This window comes from Enterobacter cloacae complex sp. ECNIH7 (genome assembly GCF_002208095.1).
Lineage (GTDB): Bacteria > Pseudomonadota > Gammaproteobacteria > Enterobacterales > Enterobacteriaceae > Enterobacter > Enterobacter cloacae_M.
The window spans coordinates 82,420-98,731 of the sequence record NZ_CP017990.1 but is presented as its reverse complement, the minus strand read 5'-3'; the positions used below and the strand labels follow the sequence as shown (position 1 = coordinate 98,731).

Sequence of the window (16,312 nt, the reverse complement as noted above, 5' to 3'; positions counted from 1 at the left end):
AATAAAATGAAATCTTCATTTTTTCTCTTTCACCTGCAGGGACTGCCCCCCTCCAATGATGAACCCTGCGCCTACAGAGATTTTGAGCGCAGTAATCAAGTCGCTCCACTTGAAATCAAAATCATTAAGGAAGAGATACGAGGCCGCTGCAATTAGCAGACGGCCTGCAGCCATAGTGATAAAGAGGCCTGACATCCAGAGTAATACCAGTAACAGGAAAAGTTTTATTCGAGGATTAATCATCATTTCTATAACTACCACAATCGCTTTCGTGATATTGATATTTCGTTTGGCAGTACGTCGAGATTGAGGCTCTCTCTATCCACATTTGCTTCAACGTATCATTCCAATAAAGAAACCCAGATACCCGGCCCGACTTAACCATAAAAAGGGGCTAGTGAGGCTGGACAACCTGAGACTGGTCAATTCTCTCATGGGTGCAAGCCCATCATTTTTGATAACGACATTTTTTGCGCAATAGCGACAGTGCATAATTAGAAACAAAATCCCGGCGATCACGAGACCAAAATAGCTTTCTCGACTCCCCCAAAAATGTGCGCTTAATTTTAAATAAGTTAATCCCCATACGCTTAGTAAAAAGACAATAAACGAACATGCTGCGATATTCATGTCTCGCTTACTGCCCAGCCCAAAAAAGAGCGCATCAAAGAAAAACATAGAGGTAAAAGGTGACTGGACGCTTCTTCCCGTCACTTTACTAAAGCGAAGAAACACGGCCGTTCCAACTGCAAAAGCGAAAAGTGCAATTCCTAATAATACATAAATCATTTCATGAGTCCTTTTTGCCACCTCATTCAATGTACCTATCTGTTCTTCGACAGGTAAGAAATTATATTATCGGCATCAGGTTTGTTTGGTTGAGACTTAGTACTCAACACATTTTCTTCTGCCGCTATATGCTCTCCTGTATCAGGCTCCTCACCCTGCTTAGTATCATTAGAACAGCAAGTACGCCCAAAGGTGCATTGGGTCACGCCATCGTCTGGTTGGCATCATTCATCGCATCACCGGTATTGTTGCCAGCAACCGAGAGTGGAGAGGCTGGGGTAGTACAATCTCTTCCTACCCAACTTACCGGGGTGGGTCTTCGGATCGGTTCTTTTCCTTTGCCATAACGCACTGTATTCCTCCAATGAGGATCCCACCACTAATGGCAAGGGTAGTAGCTTCAACAAGATCACTGATTGGAAAATCAAATTGTCCGATGAAAAAGAAGCTGACCAGGGCAATCAACAAACGTCCAAATAAAAGCGTGGCAAATATTCCTGCTATCCAAACAGCGGCCAGTAACAAGAATAATTTTACCCTTGTAGTAATCATTATTTTTCCTCTGCCTGAAGGCGGCAAACTGGTGAAGGACTATAACCACTAGCTTCTGTAGGTTCCTGAATGCTCAAATTTCTTAACCTTTCGTTATTACAGAACTTTCACGCTAGTTCTGCAGACGAAACGTCTTTCGCCACTCCGCCGGACTGACCCCAAAACGCGCCTTAAACTGCTGTCGCCAGGTGACGGCGGAATTAAACCCCACCAGCTCGGCCACGCGCTCAATCGGCATATTTCCGGCTTCAAGCAGGATCTGGCTGCGCCGCAGGCGTTCGGCGGTCAGCCAGTCGGCGACGCTCATCCCCGTGGCTTTAATAAAATGGCGGGTCAGGGTGCGGCGGCTCATCGAAACCACCTCTGCCAGCGAGTCCAGGCTATGCGGTTCGGTGATGTGCTGCTGAAGATAATCGATCAGACAGTTAATACGTCCGTCGCGGGTATCTTTGGGTACCGGCTGGGCGATGAACTGCGCCTGCCCGCCTTCGCGGTAGGGCGGAACAATCATCCGACGGGCAATCTGGTTGGCAACCACGCTGCCAAAGCGCTGGCGAATGATATACAGGCAGCAGTCCAGCGCAGCCGCCGTTCCAGCAGAGGTGATGATATTGCCGTCATCCACGTAAAGGGCATTAATATCCAGCTGAACGTACGGGAAAAGCGACTGGAACTGATGCTCGAACTCCCAGTGGGTGGCCGCACGTTTGCCGTCGAGGAGCCCCGCCCAGGCCAGCACAAACGACCCCAGACACAGCCCGACGATTTCCGCGCCGTTGTCTCTCGCCTGCACCAGGCTGTCGAGCAGCGTCTGGGGCGGTCGTTCAAGGACGTGCTGCCAGTAGGGAACGACAACAATATCGGCCTGGCCAATGGCGGTGTAATCCTGCGTGGCGTTGAGGGCAAATCCGTCTTTTGAGGTGAGAAAACCCGGCGTTTCGGCGCAGATCGTCACGTTAAAGCGCTTTTCGCCGGAGACCGAATCGCCAAACAGAATGCAGGGAACGGAGTAGTGGAACGGGCTGAACCCGTCTACCGCGACAATCGCGACGTTGATTAGCGACATCTGTCTCTCCTTTCCCTTTAACGCACTCAGAATATAACGGTTTCGCCATCCTGGGGAATGCTCACCGCGTCACTCACCTGATTGGCTTCAACGTACTCACGCAGCGCGCTGCGGGTCAACAGGCAGTGGTTAATCGCCTCCATATGGATCGCCACAATGTTTGCCTGCGGCAGCAGGAAATGAACGTTGAGCACATCCTCCTGCCCCATAATAATGGGCCCAAAACCAATGACGTGGGCATAGCCCGCGTTCAGCACCACCACGTCCGGCTGGTGCTTTTGCAGGTCGGCCGCCACTTCGTCACGCCAGATGGTATCCCCGGCAAGATAAAGCGTCTTCTCATCGGGATGACGCAGCACCACGCCGCAGGCCTCGCCCAGCCGCTCCGCCAGCTCCGGCACGGCGTAAGCGCGATCGGTGCCGTGCTGCCCGCCGTGGGTTTTCGTAATCTGAATATCGCCGAAGAAGGTCGCGTCGGTCATGACCGTCAGGTTGCTGAATCCCTGGCTTCGCAGCAGCGCGGCGTCACGATCGTTTTGCACGTAGATCGGTTTGTCTTTGGCGATCAGCTCCGCCGCGGTGCGATCCCAGTGATCGTCATGGGTATGGGTGACGATCACCGCGTCAGCATCCAGCAGCGTGTTGACGTCAACGGGGAGTTCGACAGTCGGGTTACGGCGTTCGGCATACGCCGTACCGGGAAAGCCCGGATAAGCCCCCTTCGGGGCCAGCATCGGGTCGATTAAAAGACGTTTACCGGCGTAGGTAATCAGCTGGGTGGCGTTGCGAATGTGGGTAATGTTCATTGGGCTATCCTCCGGTTGGTGTGATAAGGAGGATAGCCAGCCGTCACAATTGACGCTGTGGGTTAAAGGGCGATTACCGATGGAATCGGGCCAAGTTAAGCAACCCGTTTTCCGTCAGATCGTTTACCAGCCCGGCACCGCCCCGCCGTTAAAGATCGTCTCCGCCGCTTTCGCTACCTCAGGCGATTGATACGACTGGATAAATTCCTTCACGTTCTCCGCGTCTTTGTTGTCTTCGCGCGTCACCACAATGTTCACGTACGGCGAGTTTTTATCCTCAATAAAGACGCTGTCATGCACCGGCGACAGCCCTGTTTGCTGAATATAGGTAGTGCTGATGATGGCGACATCCACTTTCGGGTCGTCCAGCACGCGCGGCAGCTGTGCCCCTTCCAGCTCCATAATTTTCAGTTGTTTAGGGTTGGCGGTAATATCCAGCGCCGTGGGCAGCAGCCCGGTGTCCGGCTTCAGGGTAATGAGCTTCTCCTTTTGCAGCAGCAACAGCGCGCGGCCAAGGTTGGTCGGGTCGTTTGGAATGGCAATGGTCGCCCCGTCCTTCAGGTCAGAGACGGATTTGATTTTGCGGGAATAGCCGGCCATCGGAAAAACAAAGGTGTTCGCCACGGCCACCAGCTTGTAGTTATGCGCCTTGTTATCCTCAGCGAGGAACGGGCGATGCTGGAAGACGTTAGCATCCAGTTCCCCCTGGTTGGTGGCATCGTTGGGCAACAGCGAGCCGCTGAAACCCACCAGCTCCACGTCCAGGCCATATTTCTCTTTTGCCACCTTTTTGGCAACTTCCGCTACGTCCTGTTCAGCGCCGTTGATGACGCCCACTTTAATGTGTTTGGCATCGCTGCCACTTTGATCGCACCCTGCCAGCAGCAGGCCAGCAAGTACCAGAGCACCCAATCGACGTTTCACAAGACAGTTCCTTTTGCTAAATGTTGTAGTGACTATATCGACAACGAGGCGGTGAAATAAAAACCGAAAAAGAATCAATAAGAAGGATAAGTTATATGCGGGTATTGCCGGGTGGAGCTGCGCTTACCCGGCCAACAGATTCCGAGCTTAAAGCGCTTTCGCCAGATAATGCCGCTGCATGCCCTCATACGGGTAATCCTGTAGCGACATCTGCAGCCGGTACCCCTGTTTTTCATAGAACGGGCGCGCCTGGAAGCTGGCGGTATCGACCAGCGCGTGCTTGCAGCCTTTGCGTCTGGCTTCCTCTTCGGCCGCTTTGATAAGCTGACTGCCCACGCCGGATCCGCGCACGGCATCGCTCACCCAGAGAAAGTCGATATTCAGCCAGTCGCCTTTACGCACCCCAATTAGCCCGCCGAGCATGACGCCTTTATCGTCCCGCACGTAAACGCCAATATCCCCGCTGAAGGTGGATAGATCCAGAAACTGCGCATTGTAGGCTCTCAGGCCCGTGAGTAACTCTTCTTTTTCCTGCGCCGTAACCGCACGAGTAATGCTCAGCTGCATATTTTTATCTCCTTGTTATCTGTGCCGCTTCACTATCTCACACAGATCTCCTGGAGAAAATTCATACTTTCGGCTGGCGTCGCTACACTGAATGTAACGATATATTTCATGGGAAGCATGTGACTTCTAAAAGGGGGTTGTTGATGAAAGCTGCGCACCTGGTCTGCCTGCTGGTTTGTCTGCTCTTCGCCGCGTTTGTCCATGCTCAGGAAAAGGATGACCCCGCGAAAGAGGCGCAAATAAAGCAGCAGGTCCTTAAAGATATTAAGAAAACCTGTACGCCACAGAAAAAGCAGAGCGATAAAGCCTGGCAGGAGATGATTTTGTCGTCCGAGGCCAATCAGCTGCTGATCAAAAATGCCATCACCGCCGTTAAGCGCGACAACCTGGATGCCTACTGGGGGGCGATTGGTCAAGTGGATTGTATGGAAGATTATTGAGTTCCCGCCGGGTGGCGCTGCGCTTACCCGGCCTGGAAAACATTTTTAACGCTTCCGCATGTCCGGAATAATCAAATCCCCGCGCAGAACATAGGACCCGAGCATCTGCGTTTTCTCCGTCAGCCAGCTCACAATCCGCGCCGCCATCGCGTCCATGGAATATTCAATCGCCGGGATCACCGGAATACCCGGCAGGTGCAGCGATCCGGCCAGGCTAAAGACCATGATGTCGTCCGGCACCGATTTGTTAAACGCCTGCAGCTGCGGGATCACCCGCTGGGCTTCCTGCTCATCCGCCACCAGCAGCGCGTTGAAGTTCAGCGTGCTGGCGTTATTAAGCAGCTCCTGTAGCGCAACGGACGAGGAGGTCGCGTCCATAAAGACCAGGCTGCGATTAAAGGGCAGGAAATTTTTCTCCAGCGCGTGCTTGTAGCCGAGCAGCACCTGATCGGCAAAACCGCTGCCGTGCGGATGGATCAGCGCAATCTGGCGACGCCCCTGGCTGGTGAGGTAGTTACAGGCGGTCTCGGCGGCAAAGGCGTGATCGAACTGGATGCTGTTGGAATTATCAGTCTCCATGCAGTCCACCAGAATGACGTTTTCCATTTCCACGTCCAGCGGGAAACGGGCGCCAATCACCAGGATGTCATCGCACAGCCCGCAGGAGAGTTCTTCAAGGGCGTGCATCACTTCCGCTTTGCTGTGCGCGAAGCGCAGCAGGAGATGTTTTTGATGCTGGCTGAGCTGTTTTTCCAGCGCGTAGAGATAACCGGTGGTCTGGTTAATGTTTTCCTGCGCGCAAATCACCCCGATACAGCCCGTCGACTGGCTCAGCAGCGACTGGGCAATCACGTTAGGCCGGTAATTCAGCTCATCCACCGCTTTTAATACGGCCTGACGGCTGGCTTCCTTAACGCCACGCGACCCGCTCAACACTCGCGATACCGTGGCTTTAGACACCCCGGCAAGACGTGATACATCATTGATTGTCGACATCTCTTTCCCCTGGCAGGCTTACCTCGCGCCTGCAAATTCCATGACCGCTTCGGCTCACATTATAGCCAGAACGGAGTATATCCGTTTCCGTTTTCCATGGAAACCGATTTTCCGTTTCCACTCAAAATGATCTCAAAACAGCCAAATTATGTGATGCACATCCGGTTAATTAGCCTCATAAGTAAGGGATCTTGATGGGTATCACACTTCTGTCTTTTATGAATGGAAACCGGTTTCCGTATAATGTCCAATCATCCTCGCAATAACTTTTTACATTTAGAGGATGGTTGTCGATGTTCAAGATTATGCTGTGCTGCTCTGCCGGGATGTCCACCAGCCTGCTGGTCAGCAAAATGGTCGATGTCGCGAAAGAACGTGGTTTGCCGGTGAAGATCGATGCGTACGGTGTTTCCGAATTTGATACGCAGTTTCCGCAATACCAGGTTGTCCTTCTCGGACCGCAAGTGAAATACATGTTACAGACACTCTCAGACAAGGCGGCTACGAAAGGCATTCCGGTGCAGCCCATCGATATGATGGACTACGGTATGCAGCGTGGCGATAAAGTACTGGACTATGCTCTGTCGCTCATCGAAGCGGCACACTAAAAGGTGTTCACATGAGTTCGTTATATCAATCCATGGTCGCGGTGATTGAGCAGTCAATTACCCCGCTGGCCGCGAAGCTGGGTCAGCAAAAGTATGTGATTGCCATCCGCGACGGCTTTACTGCCGCGCTGCCGTTTATGATCATCGGCTCGTTTATGCTGGTGTTCATCTTCCCGCCGTTCTCGGCGGATACCACTAACAGCTTCGCCCGCGGCTGGCTGGATTTTTCCCAGACCTATCGCGAGCAGCTGATGCTGCCGTTTAACCTCAGCATGGGCGTGATGACCTTCTTCATCTCGGTGGGGATTGGGGCAAGCCTGGGGCGTCAGTTCAACCTCGACCCGGTGATGTCCGGCCTGCTGGCCTTTATGGCCTTCCTGCTGGTCGCCGCGCCGTATGCCGACGGCAAGATCTCGACCCAGTATCTCTCCGGCCAGGGCATCTTCACCGCGCTGATCACCGCCATTTACGCTACCCGCGTCTACGCGTGGCTGAAGCAGAACAACGTGACCATTCGCCTGCCGAAGGAAGTCCCAACCGGTGTGGCGCGCTCGTTTGAGATCCTGATCCCGGTGATGGTGGTGATCGGTACGCTGCACCCGCTGAACCTGTTCATCGAAGCGCAGACCGGAATGGTCATCCCGCAGGCGATCATGCACCTGCTGGAGCCGCTGGTGTCCGCGTCTGACTCCCTGCCCGCGATTCTGCTCTCCGTACTGCTGTGCCAGATCTTCTGGTTCGCCGGTATTCACGGCTCGCTGATTGTCACCGGCATCATGAACCCGTTCTGGATGGCGAACCTATCCGCAAACCAGGCGGCGCTGGCGGCCGGCGCGGCGCTGCCGCACGTTTATCTTCAGGGCTTCTGGGATCACTACCTGCTGATTGGCGGCGTAGGCTCCACCCTGCCGCTGGCGTTCCTGCTGCTGCGCAGCCGCGTTACCCACCTGCGTACCATCGGCAAAATGGGCGTGGTGCCGAGCTTCTTTAACATCAACGAACCGATCCTGTTCGGCGCGCCGATCATCATGAACCCGATGCTGTTTATCCCGTTCGTGTTCGTTCCGCTGGTTAACGCCTGCCTGGCGTACGCGGCAACCAAACTCGGCTGGCTGGCGCAGGTTGTGTCGTTAACCCCGTGGACCACCCCTGCACCGATTGGCGCTTCGTGGGCAGCAAACTGGGCGCTGAGCCCGGTGGTGATGTGCCTGGTCTGTATGGTGATGTCCGCGCTGATGTACCTGCCGTTCCTGCGCGCCTATGAGCGTACGCTCATCAAAAACGAAGAGCAGAAGGCCCAGGCAACCGTCGGCGCCGCCGAGACCGCCAGCAATTAAGTCAAAGAGGAAGAGTCATGAAATACGCATTTCCCGATAACTTCTGGTGGGGCAGCGCAAGCTCCGCTCTCCAGACCGAAGGGGCAAGAGAGGGCGAAACCACATGGGATTACTGGTTTGCCCGCGAGCCGAACCGTTTTCACAACGGCGTGGGGCCGCAGCAGACCTCCACGTTCTATCAGCACTGGAAAACGGACATTCAGCTGTTAAAGCAGCTGAACCACAACAGCTTTCGCACCTCGATTAGCTGGGCGCGCCTGATCCCCGACGGTATCGGTGAAGTGAACCCGGAAGCGGTCGATTTTTACAATCAGGTCATTGATGAGCTGAATGAACAGGGCATCACGCCGTTTATGACCCTGTTCCATTTCGACATGCCGATGGCGATGCAGGAGATCGGCGGCTGGGAAAACCGCGACGTGGTGGACGCCTACGCCCGCTATGCGCAGATTTGCTTTGAGCTGTTCGGCGATCGCGTGCTGCACTGGTTTACCTTCAACGAGCCGATCGTGCCGGTGGAAGGCGGTTATCTGTACGACTTCCACTACCCCAACGTGGTGGATTTTCGTCGGGCGGCAACCGTGGCGTATCACACCGTGCTGGCCCATGCGAAAGCGGTGCAGGCCTACCGCGCCGGGCATTACGCGGGGGAGATTGGCATCGTGCTGAACCTGACGCCGTCGTACCCGCGCTCGCAGAACCCGGCGGACGTGAAGGCGGCGCACATCGCGGACCTGATGTTTAACCGCAGCTTCCTCGACCCGGTCCTGCGCGGCGAATACCCGGCGGACCTGGTCGCGCTGCTGAAATCCTGCGATCAATTACCCGCCTGTAAACCGGAAGACGGTTTCCTGATTGCGGAAGGGAAAATCGACCTGCTCGGCGTGAACTACTATCAGCCGCGTCGCGTGAAGTGTCGCGACACCGCGGTGAACCCGCAGGCGCCGTTTATGCCGGAGTGGTTCTTTGATAGCTACGAGATGCCGGGCCGCAAGATGAACCCGTACCGCGGCTGGGAAATCTACGAGCCGGGTATTTACGATATTCTGGTCAACCTGCGCGACAATTACGGCAACCCTCGCTGCTTTATTTCTGAAAACGGCATGGGCGTCGAAAACGAGCAGCGCTTTATTGAAAATGGCCAGATTAACGATCGGTACCGCATCGAGTTTATCTCCGAACATTTAGCCTGGCTGCATAAGGGTATTAGCGAAGGGTGCAATTGTCTTGGCTATCATATGTGGACGTTTATTGATAACTGGTCGTGGTGCAACGCGTATAAAAATCGCTACGGATTTATCCAGCTCGATTTAGAGACGCAGAAACGCACCATTAAGAAAAGCGGAGAGTGGTTTGCCGCCACCGCGTTAAATAATAGTTTTGATAAAGAGTAATGATGATGATCGCATTAGAAGAAGCCGTAATGGAAATTATCGTCAATGCCGGACAGTCCCGCAGCCTGTGCTTTGAAGCACTGCACGCGGCGCGCCAGGGCAACATTGACGAAGCCAAAAGCCTGCTGCGCGAAGCTGACGGCTACGCGCGCCAGGCGCACAAGATGCAGACCAAACTGATCGAGCAGGATGCGGGCGAAGGCCGCCAGCCGATGACGTTAATTATGGTGCACGCGCAGGATCATTTAATGAATTCCTTATTAGCGCGTGAATTATCCGAAGAAATTATTCATTTATATCAGAGATAGTCCATGGCGAAATAATTACTGTAATACCTCTGTACCCTAAATAGAGATCCACTTGTTCTGATGATAGCGACATACTCTGTCAGATCGGAGCGGGATGGTTATTGTCTGAATAAAATTAAACTATATTGAGATAACCATGAATACGATTAAAAAACTTCCATTAACCATGGCGGTTATCGCCGCGCTTTGCCCAATTTCCGTGCTCGCGCAGGAATTCACCCAGGAGCAAATCGACGCCATTGTGGCAAAAGCGGTGGATAAAGCCCTCGCCGAACGTCAGGCTAAAATGGATGCGGCGGTCGCGAAAAAAGCGGACGTGGTGACCGAGCCGCAAAGCGCGGCGCAATCTCCGGATATGGCGATCCCGTTCGGGATTAAATTTACCGGCTATGCCCGCTACGGCGCGCACTTCCAGGCCGCCGATCAAAAATACGTGGCGGTGGACGGCTCGTACAACGGCGCGTCGGCCATTGGTCGTCTGGGCAACGAAGGCAACGGCGGGGAATTCCAGCTCTCCAAGGCCTTTAAGGGTGAAAACGGCGCCATCTGGGACGTTAACGTGATGATCGACCACTGGGGCGACGAAGTTAACCTGAAAAAAGCCTACGCGGGGGTGACCAACATTATGGCCTCCAACCCGAACGCCTATTTCTGGGCCGGTCGTGACTTCCACCAGCGTCCACAGCAGGGCATCAACGATTACTTCTGGATGAACCACGACGGCCAGGGCGCCGGGGTGAAGAACTTCGACATCGGCGGCGTGCAGTTCGACGTGGCCGCCGTCGCGGCGGTGGAATCCTGTAGCCCGGAAGTGATGGAAGACGAAGCCAACCCGTCGCGCATCACCTGTACCGGCGGGTCAGGCACGGGCGACAAAGGCAACTACGCCGCAACCTCAAAAATCCACGGCATGAAGCTCGGCCCGATCGACATGGAGCTGTACGCTAACTACGGCTTTGACTCCAAAGCGGTGGAGAGCGACGAGCGTCTGAACGCCTGGCAGGGCGGCGTGGTGCTTAGCCACACCAACGACAGTGGCGTGAACAAGGTGATTGCCCGCTACTCCGATAACGCGGACAACAGCGTGTTCAACAAAACCGAGGATCTGACCACGGTCTACGCCAGCTTCGAAGGGCTGTACAAATTCACCCAGGCCACGCAGGTGGAGTACATCCTCGCCTTCCACGACTACGACAACAGCCGCGATAAGACCGACAACCGCAAGAACTACAACGCCATCGTGCGTCCGATGCACTGGTGGAACGACGTTCACTCCACCTGGCTGGAAGCAGGCTGGCAGCACGTTGACTACGATAACGGCGGCGACAACAAGGGCTGGAAGCTGACCCTGTCGCAGAATATGTCTATCGCCATGGGGCCGGAGTTCCGCCCGATGCTGCGCTTCTACGTGACCGGCGGCAAAGTGGATAACGAACGCACCGCGCGCGTGAACAACACCAAAGACGAAACCCTCGACGACTTCAACGTCGGCGCGATGTGGGAGGCGTGGTTCTAAGCAAGGTAGAAGCAAAACGGCAACGAGAGTTGCCGTTTTTAGTGTTTGCTCCCTCTCCCCGTGGGAGAGGGAGCCCCAGTAATTTTTTTACCGAAAGCGACGAATGTTTCTTCAGGAAAATGAATGACGTACAGCGACGCCCTGGTCCGGCTGTAAATCGCTGAGGCGTTTCCTGCAGGCCGGGGCGAGGCGCATGGATGCGCCGAGAGGGCGGCTTTACAGGGACGTTACATCCGCCCGTCCCCGATAAGCCGGAAGGAATAAGCCGAAGGCACCGCGAAGCGGCGATTTACCGCCGGGAGCCCGGGTCGCTAGGGCGGCGGCGATTGAGCCGCCCTGGCACGTTCACAAGTCATGCCGTTACAGAGTAGCAAGGAACATAAAGTGAACGGAATGACCTCCACAGCCGTATGTTCCCCCTCACCCCGGCCCTCTCCCAAAGGGAGAGGGGGCCGTCTGTGCAGGCATTATTTATGGGGAACCCTCAGCCCCGTGGGAGAGGGTCAGGGTGAGGGCATCAGGCCACACACAACCATGCTATGCTGTTGACCGAATTAACGACAACATCGCAGGGGAGAACATGGGTTCCACACGTAAAGGGATGCTAAACGTCCTGATCGCCGCCGTTTTATGGGGCAGTTCCGGCGTTTGCGCGCAGTACATCATGGAGAAAAGCCACATTTCTTCGCCATACCTGACCATGGTTCGCCTGCTGTTTACCGGCGTGATCCTCCTGACGCTCTCCTTCGTTCACGGCGACAAGATTTTCTCGGTGATCAAACATCGCAAAGACGCCCTCAGCCTGCTGTTTTTCTCGCTGGTCGGCGCGCTCACCGTGCAGCTCACCTTCCTGCTGACGATTGAAAAATCCAACGCCGCGACCGCTACCGTTCTGCAGTTTCTGTCACCAACCATTATCGTGGCGTGGTTCGCGCTGGCGCGGAAAAAGCGCCCTGGCGTGTTTGTTTTATCCGCGATTGTGACCTCGCTTGTCGGGACGTTCCTGCTGGTCACCCACGGCGACCCGACCTCGCTCTCCATCTCGCCTGCCGCGTTGTTCTTCGGTATCGCCTCGGCGTTTGCCGCGGCGTTTTACACCACCTATCCGTCCACGCTGATCGCCCGCTACGGCACGCTGCCGATTGTCGGCTGGAGTATGTTGATTGCCGGATTGATGTTGACGCCGTTCTACGCCGGGCGCGGGACGACCTTCGTCATTGACGGCAGCCTGCTGCTGGCGTTTTTCTATCTGGTGGTGATTGGTACGGCGCTGACGTTCAGCCTGTATCTGAAAGGCGCACAGACGATCGGCGGGCCGAAGGCGAGCATTCTGAGCTGCGCCGAGCCGCTGAGCAGCGCGCTGCTGTCGGTGATTTTGCTGGGCGTGGCGTTCACCCTGCCGGACTGGCTGGGGACGCTGCTGATTGTGTCATCGGTGGTGCTGATTTCGATGGATTCGAGAAGACGGGTTCAGACATCGGCGTAGCCTGATGTCCCCTCACCCCAGCCCTCTCCCCAAAGGGGCGAGGGTGAAAAGACAGCACCGAGCAGTCCCCTCTCCCTGATGGGGGGAGGGAGAAAAGCACTACTTCGCCTTAACCTTCCCCGCCACCAGCAGCGCGGTCAGCAGCATCAGCGTACCGGAAATCACCAGCGGTGAGGTCAGCCCCAGATGGTCGAGCGCCACGCCGCCAATGGCCGCGCCGCAGGTGTTCGCCAGCTGGATCACCGCCACCTGAATCGACCCGGCTTTTTCAGCCTGATCGGCAAGCGAGCGGGTGATCCACGTCGACCAGCCCACCGGCACCAGCGCAAAGGCAAAGCCCCAAATAATCGCGATGGCAGACGCCACCCACTTATCGCTGCCCCACAGCACCAGCACCGCCGCGCTCGCCGCCAGCACCAGCGGCGCACCCGCCAGCGCCACCTTCAGGGAGCGTTTCAGGAACTGAGACGACAGCGAGGTGCCGACAAAGCTGGCGATACCGAAGCTCAGCAGCACCAGCGTCAGGCCGTCCACGTCAAAGCCCGCCATGGTCATAAACACCGGGCGGATGTAGGTAAAGAAGGCAAACTGCCCGGCAAAGGACATAAAGATGGCGGTCATCCCCGCCAGCACGCCGGGGCGCTTCAGCAGCGCGAACATGTTCTGTTTGTGGTGCGCCGCTTCGCCCGGCAACGACGGTAGCGCTTTCCACACCCAAATGATGCAGAGCAGGCCCATCACCGCCGCCGCGTTGAAGACGTTACGCCAGCCGATAATCCCGCCGAGGAAGCTGCCGAGCGGCGCGGCAATCACCAGCGCGATAGAGACCGCACCGAAGATAACGGAAAGCGCTTTTGGCACCGTCCGCGCGGGCACCAGGCGCATGGTGAGCGAGGCCGACATCGCCCAGAAGCCGCCTAACCCCAGCCCCAAACAGGCGCGACCGAGCAGCAGCAGGGTGAAGCTTTCAGCAAAGGAGACCAGCAGGCAAGAGAGCGTCAGCAGAACGCTGAACAGGATGACCACCTTGCGGCGGTCGATGGTGCCAATCACCTGGGTGATAAACAGGCTGGCGAACATCGCCACAAACGCGGTGACGGTAACGGACTGCCCCGCCACGCCTTCGGAAATGCCCAGATCCTGCGCCATCGGCGTCAGCAGGCTCACCGGCAGAAACTCAACGGTAATCAGGCAGGCGACGCAGAATGCCACGGCGAAAACGGCCGACCAGTTGGGGCGTGAAACCTCGTTGGTCTGCGGTCTGGTCGTGGGCTGGATATGTTCTGTCATGGCGTCACCTGAAGATAAAAACGTGCGGAAAAGTCGCGCAGTTTATCATCAAAAGTGTGACGAATTTAACGTTTAGACAACTTTTGTGATTTTTAGAGGGGATCAGTGCAGGTAAAACACGCCCTCTTCCGGCAGGAAGAGCTGGTTATAGCGCAGCTGGAAGGCGTTAAGCTCCTGCGGATCGGGCTCCATCTCGCGCATAAAACCGAGCGCCAGACGAATTTGCGCATCGGTGATCGGCGCGGCCAGGCGGGCTTTACGCAGCATACGGTGCCAGGCGTGCAGGTTCTCTTCGCTGCCGTCGACAATGCAGACCTGCCAGATAAGCAGCACCTGCGCCGCGTTTTGCAGATGCGCCTCGTCCGGCCGCTCAAGGTAGCGGATAAACTCATTCCCGGGCGTCTTTCCGAACTGGTCGATCATCGACTCAACCGGCATCGGGGTGATCCCCAGACGCTCGCTTAAACGTTTGATGGCGCGGCGGGAATCTGAGGTCAGGACGCGAAATCCCACCACAAACACCACGGCAAGCGTTGCCAGCATTATCCAGACCATGCGTTCTCCTATGAATAGCCGCTCATCATAGCGGGAAACGCAGCGCCTCGACAGCGGGTGGCGCCATAATAGTGAACGGAAAAGATGTTGAAGAATTGGGAGAGGAGGAGTTAACCCCGTCGGGTCAATATAAAAAAGCCCGGCATCACACACCGGGCAAAGAAGTTACCTGCACACTCAGGCTGTTTTTAATTTCTGCGCACGATTCTCACGGCGGATCTTACGTTCTTCCAGCACCGCGACCATCGCCATCAGGACGATACAGCCGATGGCCGCCGCATCCAGCGCCGCGAAGGTGCCCGCCCAGCCGGTGAGGCCGAAAATCGGCGTGCCGTCGGCGATCATCCCCAGGCCCAGCTTGGCGAAGCTGTCGCCGATCAGGTAGGCGAAGGTGCCTTTAATCCCATCGGCGGCGCCGATCGCTTTTTTCGGGACGAAGCCCACTGCCGCTACGCCGATCAGCAGCTGAGGACCAAACACCAGGAAGCCGAGCGCGAACAGGGACGCCAGGTAAACGTACTGGTTGCTGGCGTGCTGGTAGACGCCGAGCGTGGCGATAATCAACGCCAGCGCGACGCAGGCTACCAGCGCGCGACGGCCGTTGGCGAGGTCGGAGAGCCAGCCCCACAGCAGCGTGCCGACCAGGGCGCCCACTTCGAACAGGGTGAAGCCCTGAATTGCTACTTCTTTAGAAAGCTTCAGCTCCTGGAAAGCATACACGGTTGACCACTGGTCAATGCCGATACGCACCACGTACAGGAAGATATTCGAGAAGCAGAGCAGCCAGATCACTTTGTTTTTCAGCACGTACTCAACGAAGATCTGCCATTTGGACATCTCGTTTTCTTCGGTCTCTTTGTCCTCTTCGCTGATCTCCTCGCCGAACAGCTCTTCGGCCTTGCCGAGGCCGTAAGATTCCGGGGAGTCGCTGCCGTAGCGCAGGCCGATAAAGCCGACGATCAGGGCGATAATCGACGGGAAGATAAACATGCCGATCACGTGGCCGTCGAACAGGTAGTTTGCGCCAAACAGCGCCACGCCAGCCGCACCCGCCCCGCCGAGGTTGTGGGAGATGTTCCACATGCCGAGGTAGGAACCACGCTTGCGGCGCGGCGTCCATTTGGTGATGGTGGAGTAGCTGCACGACCCGCCGGTACTCTGGAAGAAACCGCTCAGGGCGTAGAAGGCGATCATAAGGAACAGGCTGACTGAGCCCGCGCCCATGCTGGCGCTGAAGCCGAGCATACAGATGGCGGAGAGGATCAGCATAAACGGCAGGAACTGCTTGGTGTTTTTGCCGTCCGCGTAGTAGGAAACGACGGTTTTACCCACGCCGTAGGTGATGGAGAAGCCCAGGCCAATCATCCCCAGCTGCGTCATGCTCAGCCCGTAGGTTGAGATCATGTCGTTCTGCGCGATGTTAAAGTTTTTGCGGATCAGGTACATGGTCAGGTAGCCGATGAAGACCACCAGATAGGACTGCATGAACGGTTTGAACCACATCTTGCGCCGCACGTCGAGCGGCAGATCCAGGGTCGGCTTGCGCACCTGATTTAAGAAGGCCAGCATGACTGAGTTACTCCTGAGCTGATTTTTGCAGCATTGTAAAAATCAGCCGGGAGAGATGCCTGAGACAGCGTCCAGGTAAAACCGGGAAAATTTCTTAGTTTTACGCCAT

18 protein-coding genes are annotated in these 16,312 nt (G+C 55.9%); 7 read left to right on the top strand and 11 right to left on the bottom strand.

Annotation, left to right across the window (positions count from 1 at the left end):
- Window positions 1-15 precede the first annotated feature (15 nt).
- The 7 genes from WM95_RS00495 to WM95_RS00465 all read right to left on the bottom strand — a co-directional run bounded on the left by WM95_RS00495 (window position 16) and on the right by WM95_RS00465 (window position 4,704).
- Window positions 16-246 (bottom strand): hypothetical protein, encoded by a 231-nt coding sequence (locus WM95_RS00495; RefSeq protein WP_126786511.1) that lies wholly within the window; start codon window positions 244-246, stop codon window positions 16-18.
- 87 nt (window positions 247-333) lie between these two features.
- Window positions 334-789, bottom strand: coding sequence for a hypothetical protein (locus WM95_RS00490; RefSeq protein ID WP_059446496.1), 456 nt, complete (start codon window positions 787-789; stop codon window positions 334-336).
- Window positions 790-1,092: 303 nt separating this feature from the next.
- Window positions 1,093-1,341: a hypothetical protein gene (locus WM95_RS00485; protein WP_029740772.1), complete on the bottom strand. Its 249-nt coding sequence runs from the start codon at window positions 1,339-1,341 to the stop codon at window positions 1,093-1,095.
- 112 nt (window positions 1,342-1,453) lie between these two features.
- A complete protein-coding gene (locus tag WM95_RS00480) occupies window positions 1,454-2,407 on the bottom strand; it encodes a GlxA family transcriptional regulator (protein ID WP_063409112.1) in 954 nt (317 codons plus the stop codon).
- A gap of 26 nt (window positions 2,408-2,433) precedes the next feature.
- A complete protein-coding gene (locus WM95_RS00475; RefSeq protein ID WP_063409111.1) occupies window positions 2,434-3,213 on the bottom strand; it encodes an MBL fold metallo-hydrolase in 780 nt (259 codons plus the stop codon).
- Between the two features lie 123 nt (window positions 3,214-3,336).
- The gene (gene nlpA / locus WM95_RS00470; protein ID WP_023309849.1) at window positions 3,337-4,137 is read right to left on the bottom strand and encodes a lipoprotein NlpA; all 801 of its coding nucleotides are present in this window, start codon (window positions 4,135-4,137) and stop codon (window positions 3,337-3,339) included.
- Window positions 4,138-4,284: 147 nt separating this feature from the next.
- Window positions 4,285-4,704 carry a GNAT family N-acetyltransferase gene (locus WM95_RS00465; RefSeq protein ID WP_063409110.1) on the bottom strand — a complete coding sequence of 140 codons (420 nt, stop codon included), beginning with the start codon at window positions 4,702-4,704 and terminating at the stop codon, window positions 4,285-4,287.
- A 143-nt stretch (window positions 4,705-4,847) separates the two neighbouring features.
- On the opposite strand from WM95_RS00465, the gene WM95_RS00460 reads away from it, so the two are divergent.
- Window positions 4,848-5,144, top strand: a complete 297-nt coding sequence (locus tag WM95_RS00460) for a YicS family protein (RefSeq protein ID WP_023309843.1) — start codon at window positions 4,848-4,850, stop codon at window positions 5,142-5,144.
- Between the two features lie 45 nt (window positions 5,145-5,189).
- Here the strand turns inward: WM95_RS00460 and WM95_RS00455 are convergent, their stop codons facing one another.
- Window positions 5,190-6,140, bottom strand: coding sequence for a LacI family DNA-binding transcriptional regulator (locus WM95_RS00455; RefSeq protein ID WP_023309842.1), 951 nt, complete (start codon window positions 6,138-6,140; stop codon window positions 5,190-5,192).
- A gap of 293 nt (window positions 6,141-6,433) precedes the next feature.
- Here WM95_RS00455 and WM95_RS00450 point away from each other — a divergent pair, with 293 nt between their 5' ends.
- The 6 genes from WM95_RS00450 (at window position 6,434) to WM95_RS00420 (ending at window position 12,789) form a co-directional block, all read left to right on the top strand.
- Window positions 6,434-6,748: a PTS sugar transporter subunit IIB gene (locus tag WM95_RS00450; protein ID WP_014830072.1), complete on the top strand. Its 315-nt coding sequence runs from the start codon at window positions 6,434-6,436 to the stop codon at window positions 6,746-6,748.
- An 11-nt stretch (window positions 6,749-6,759) separates the two neighbouring features.
- Window positions 6,760-8,085, top strand: coding sequence for a PTS sugar transporter subunit IIC (locus WM95_RS00445; protein ID WP_063409109.1), 1,326 nt, complete (start codon window positions 6,760-6,762; stop codon window positions 8,083-8,085).
- A gap of 17 nt (window positions 8,086-8,102) precedes the next feature.
- Complete coding sequence (locus WM95_RS00440; RefSeq protein ID WP_063409108.1) at window positions 8,103-9,479, top strand: glycoside hydrolase family 1 protein; 1,377 nt, start codon at window positions 8,103-8,105, stop codon at window positions 9,477-9,479.
- A gap of 5 nt (window positions 9,480-9,484) precedes the next feature.
- The gene (locus WM95_RS00435) at window positions 9,485-9,787 is read left to right on the top strand and encodes a PTS lactose/cellobiose transporter subunit IIA (protein WP_029741865.1); all 303 of its coding nucleotides are present in this window, start codon (window positions 9,485-9,487) and stop codon (window positions 9,785-9,787) included.
- A gap of 136 nt (window positions 9,788-9,923) precedes the next feature.
- Window positions 9,924-11,303 (top strand): carbohydrate porin, encoded by a 1,380-nt coding sequence (locus tag WM95_RS00430; RefSeq protein ID WP_033144328.1) that lies wholly within the window; start codon window positions 9,924-9,926, stop codon window positions 11,301-11,303.
- 580 nt (window positions 11,304-11,883) lie between these two features.
- On the top strand, window positions 11,884-12,789 hold the full coding sequence (locus WM95_RS00420; RefSeq protein WP_023309837.1) for a DMT family transporter: 906 nt from the start codon (window positions 11,884-11,886) through the stop codon (window positions 12,787-12,789).
- Window positions 12,790-12,888: 99 nt separating this feature from the next.
- On the opposite strand, the gene nepI is transcribed toward WM95_RS00420, so the two are convergent.
- The 3 genes from nepI to uhpT all read right to left on the bottom strand — a co-directional run bounded on the left by nepI (window position 12,889) and on the right by uhpT (window position 16,203).
- Window positions 12,889-14,079, bottom strand: a complete 1,191-nt coding sequence (gene nepI / locus WM95_RS00415) for a purine ribonucleoside efflux pump NepI (protein WP_047063453.1) — start codon at window positions 14,077-14,079, stop codon at window positions 12,889-12,891.
- Window positions 14,080-14,181: 102 nt separating this feature from the next.
- Window positions 14,182-14,634 (bottom strand): DUF1198 domain-containing protein, encoded by a 453-nt coding sequence (locus WM95_RS00410; protein WP_021242696.1) that lies wholly within the window; start codon window positions 14,632-14,634, stop codon window positions 14,182-14,184.
- Window positions 14,635-14,811: 177 nt separating this feature from the next.
- Complete coding sequence (uhpT, locus tag WM95_RS00405) at window positions 14,812-16,203, bottom strand: hexose-6-phosphate:phosphate antiporter (RefSeq protein ID WP_023309834.1); 1,392 nt, start codon at window positions 16,201-16,203, stop codon at window positions 14,812-14,814.
- Window positions 16,204-16,312: the final 109 nt, after the last annotated feature.

What these genes read in the sequence shown, in the direction of transcription:
- WM95_RS00460 (WP_023309843.1), top strand. Translation starts at nt 4,848, where the DNA reads ATGAAAGCTGCGCACCTGGTCTGCCTGCTGGTTTGTCTGCTCTTCGCC.
- WM95_RS00490 (WP_059446496.1), bottom strand. Translation starts at nt 789, where the DNA reads ATGATTTATGTATTATTAGGAATTGCACTTTTCGCTTTTGCAGTTGGA.
- nepI (WP_047063453.1), bottom strand. Translation starts at nt 14,079, where the DNA reads ATGACAGAACATATCCAGCCCACGACCAGACCGCAGACCAACGAGGTT.
- WM95_RS00465 (WP_063409110.1), bottom strand. Translation starts at nt 4,704, where the DNA reads ATGCAGCTGAGCATTACTCGTGCGGTTACGGCGCAGGAAAAAGAAGAG.
- WM95_RS00450 (WP_014830072.1), top strand. Translation starts at nt 6,434, where the DNA reads ATGTTCAAGATTATGCTGTGCTGCTCTGCCGGGATGTCCACCAGCCTG.
- WM95_RS00410 (WP_021242696.1), bottom strand. Translation starts at nt 14,634, where the DNA reads ATGGTCTGGATAATGCTGGCAACGCTTGCCGTGGTGTTTGTGGTGGGA.
- WM95_RS00440 (WP_063409108.1), top strand. Translation starts at nt 8,103, where the DNA reads ATGAAATACGCATTTCCCGATAACTTCTGGTGGGGCAGCGCAAGCTCC.
- WM95_RS00475 (WP_063409111.1), bottom strand. Translation starts at nt 3,213, where the DNA reads ATGAACATTACCCACATTCGCAACGCCACCCAGCTGATTACCTACGCC.
- WM95_RS00445 (WP_063409109.1), top strand. Translation starts at nt 6,760, where the DNA reads ATGAGTTCGTTATATCAATCCATGGTCGCGGTGATTGAGCAGTCAATT.
- WM95_RS00420 (WP_023309837.1), top strand. Translation starts at nt 11,884, where the DNA reads ATGGGTTCCACACGTAAAGGGATGCTAAACGTCCTGATCGCCGCCGTT.
- WM95_RS00495 (WP_126786511.1), bottom strand. Translation starts at nt 246, where the DNA reads ATGATGATTAATCCTCGAATAAAACTTTTCCTGTTACTGGTATTACTC.
- WM95_RS00435 (WP_029741865.1), top strand. Translation starts at nt 9,485, where the DNA reads ATGATCGCATTAGAAGAAGCCGTAATGGAAATTATCGTCAATGCCGGA.
- WM95_RS00430 (WP_033144328.1), top strand. Translation starts at nt 9,924, where the DNA reads ATGAATACGATTAAAAAACTTCCATTAACCATGGCGGTTATCGCCGCG.
- WM95_RS00485 (WP_029740772.1), bottom strand. Translation starts at nt 1,341, where the DNA reads ATGATTACTACAAGGGTAAAATTATTCTTGTTACTGGCCGCTGTTTGG.
- uhpT (WP_023309834.1), bottom strand. Translation starts at nt 16,203, where the DNA reads ATGCTGGCCTTCTTAAATCAGGTGCGCAAGCCGACCCTGGATCTGCCG.
- WM95_RS00480 (WP_063409112.1), bottom strand. Translation starts at nt 2,407, where the DNA reads ATGTCGCTAATCAACGTCGCGATTGTCGCGGTAGACGGGTTCAGCCCG.
- WM95_RS00455 (WP_023309842.1), bottom strand. Translation starts at nt 6,140, where the DNA reads ATGTCGACAATCAATGATGTATCACGTCTTGCCGGGGTGTCTAAAGCC.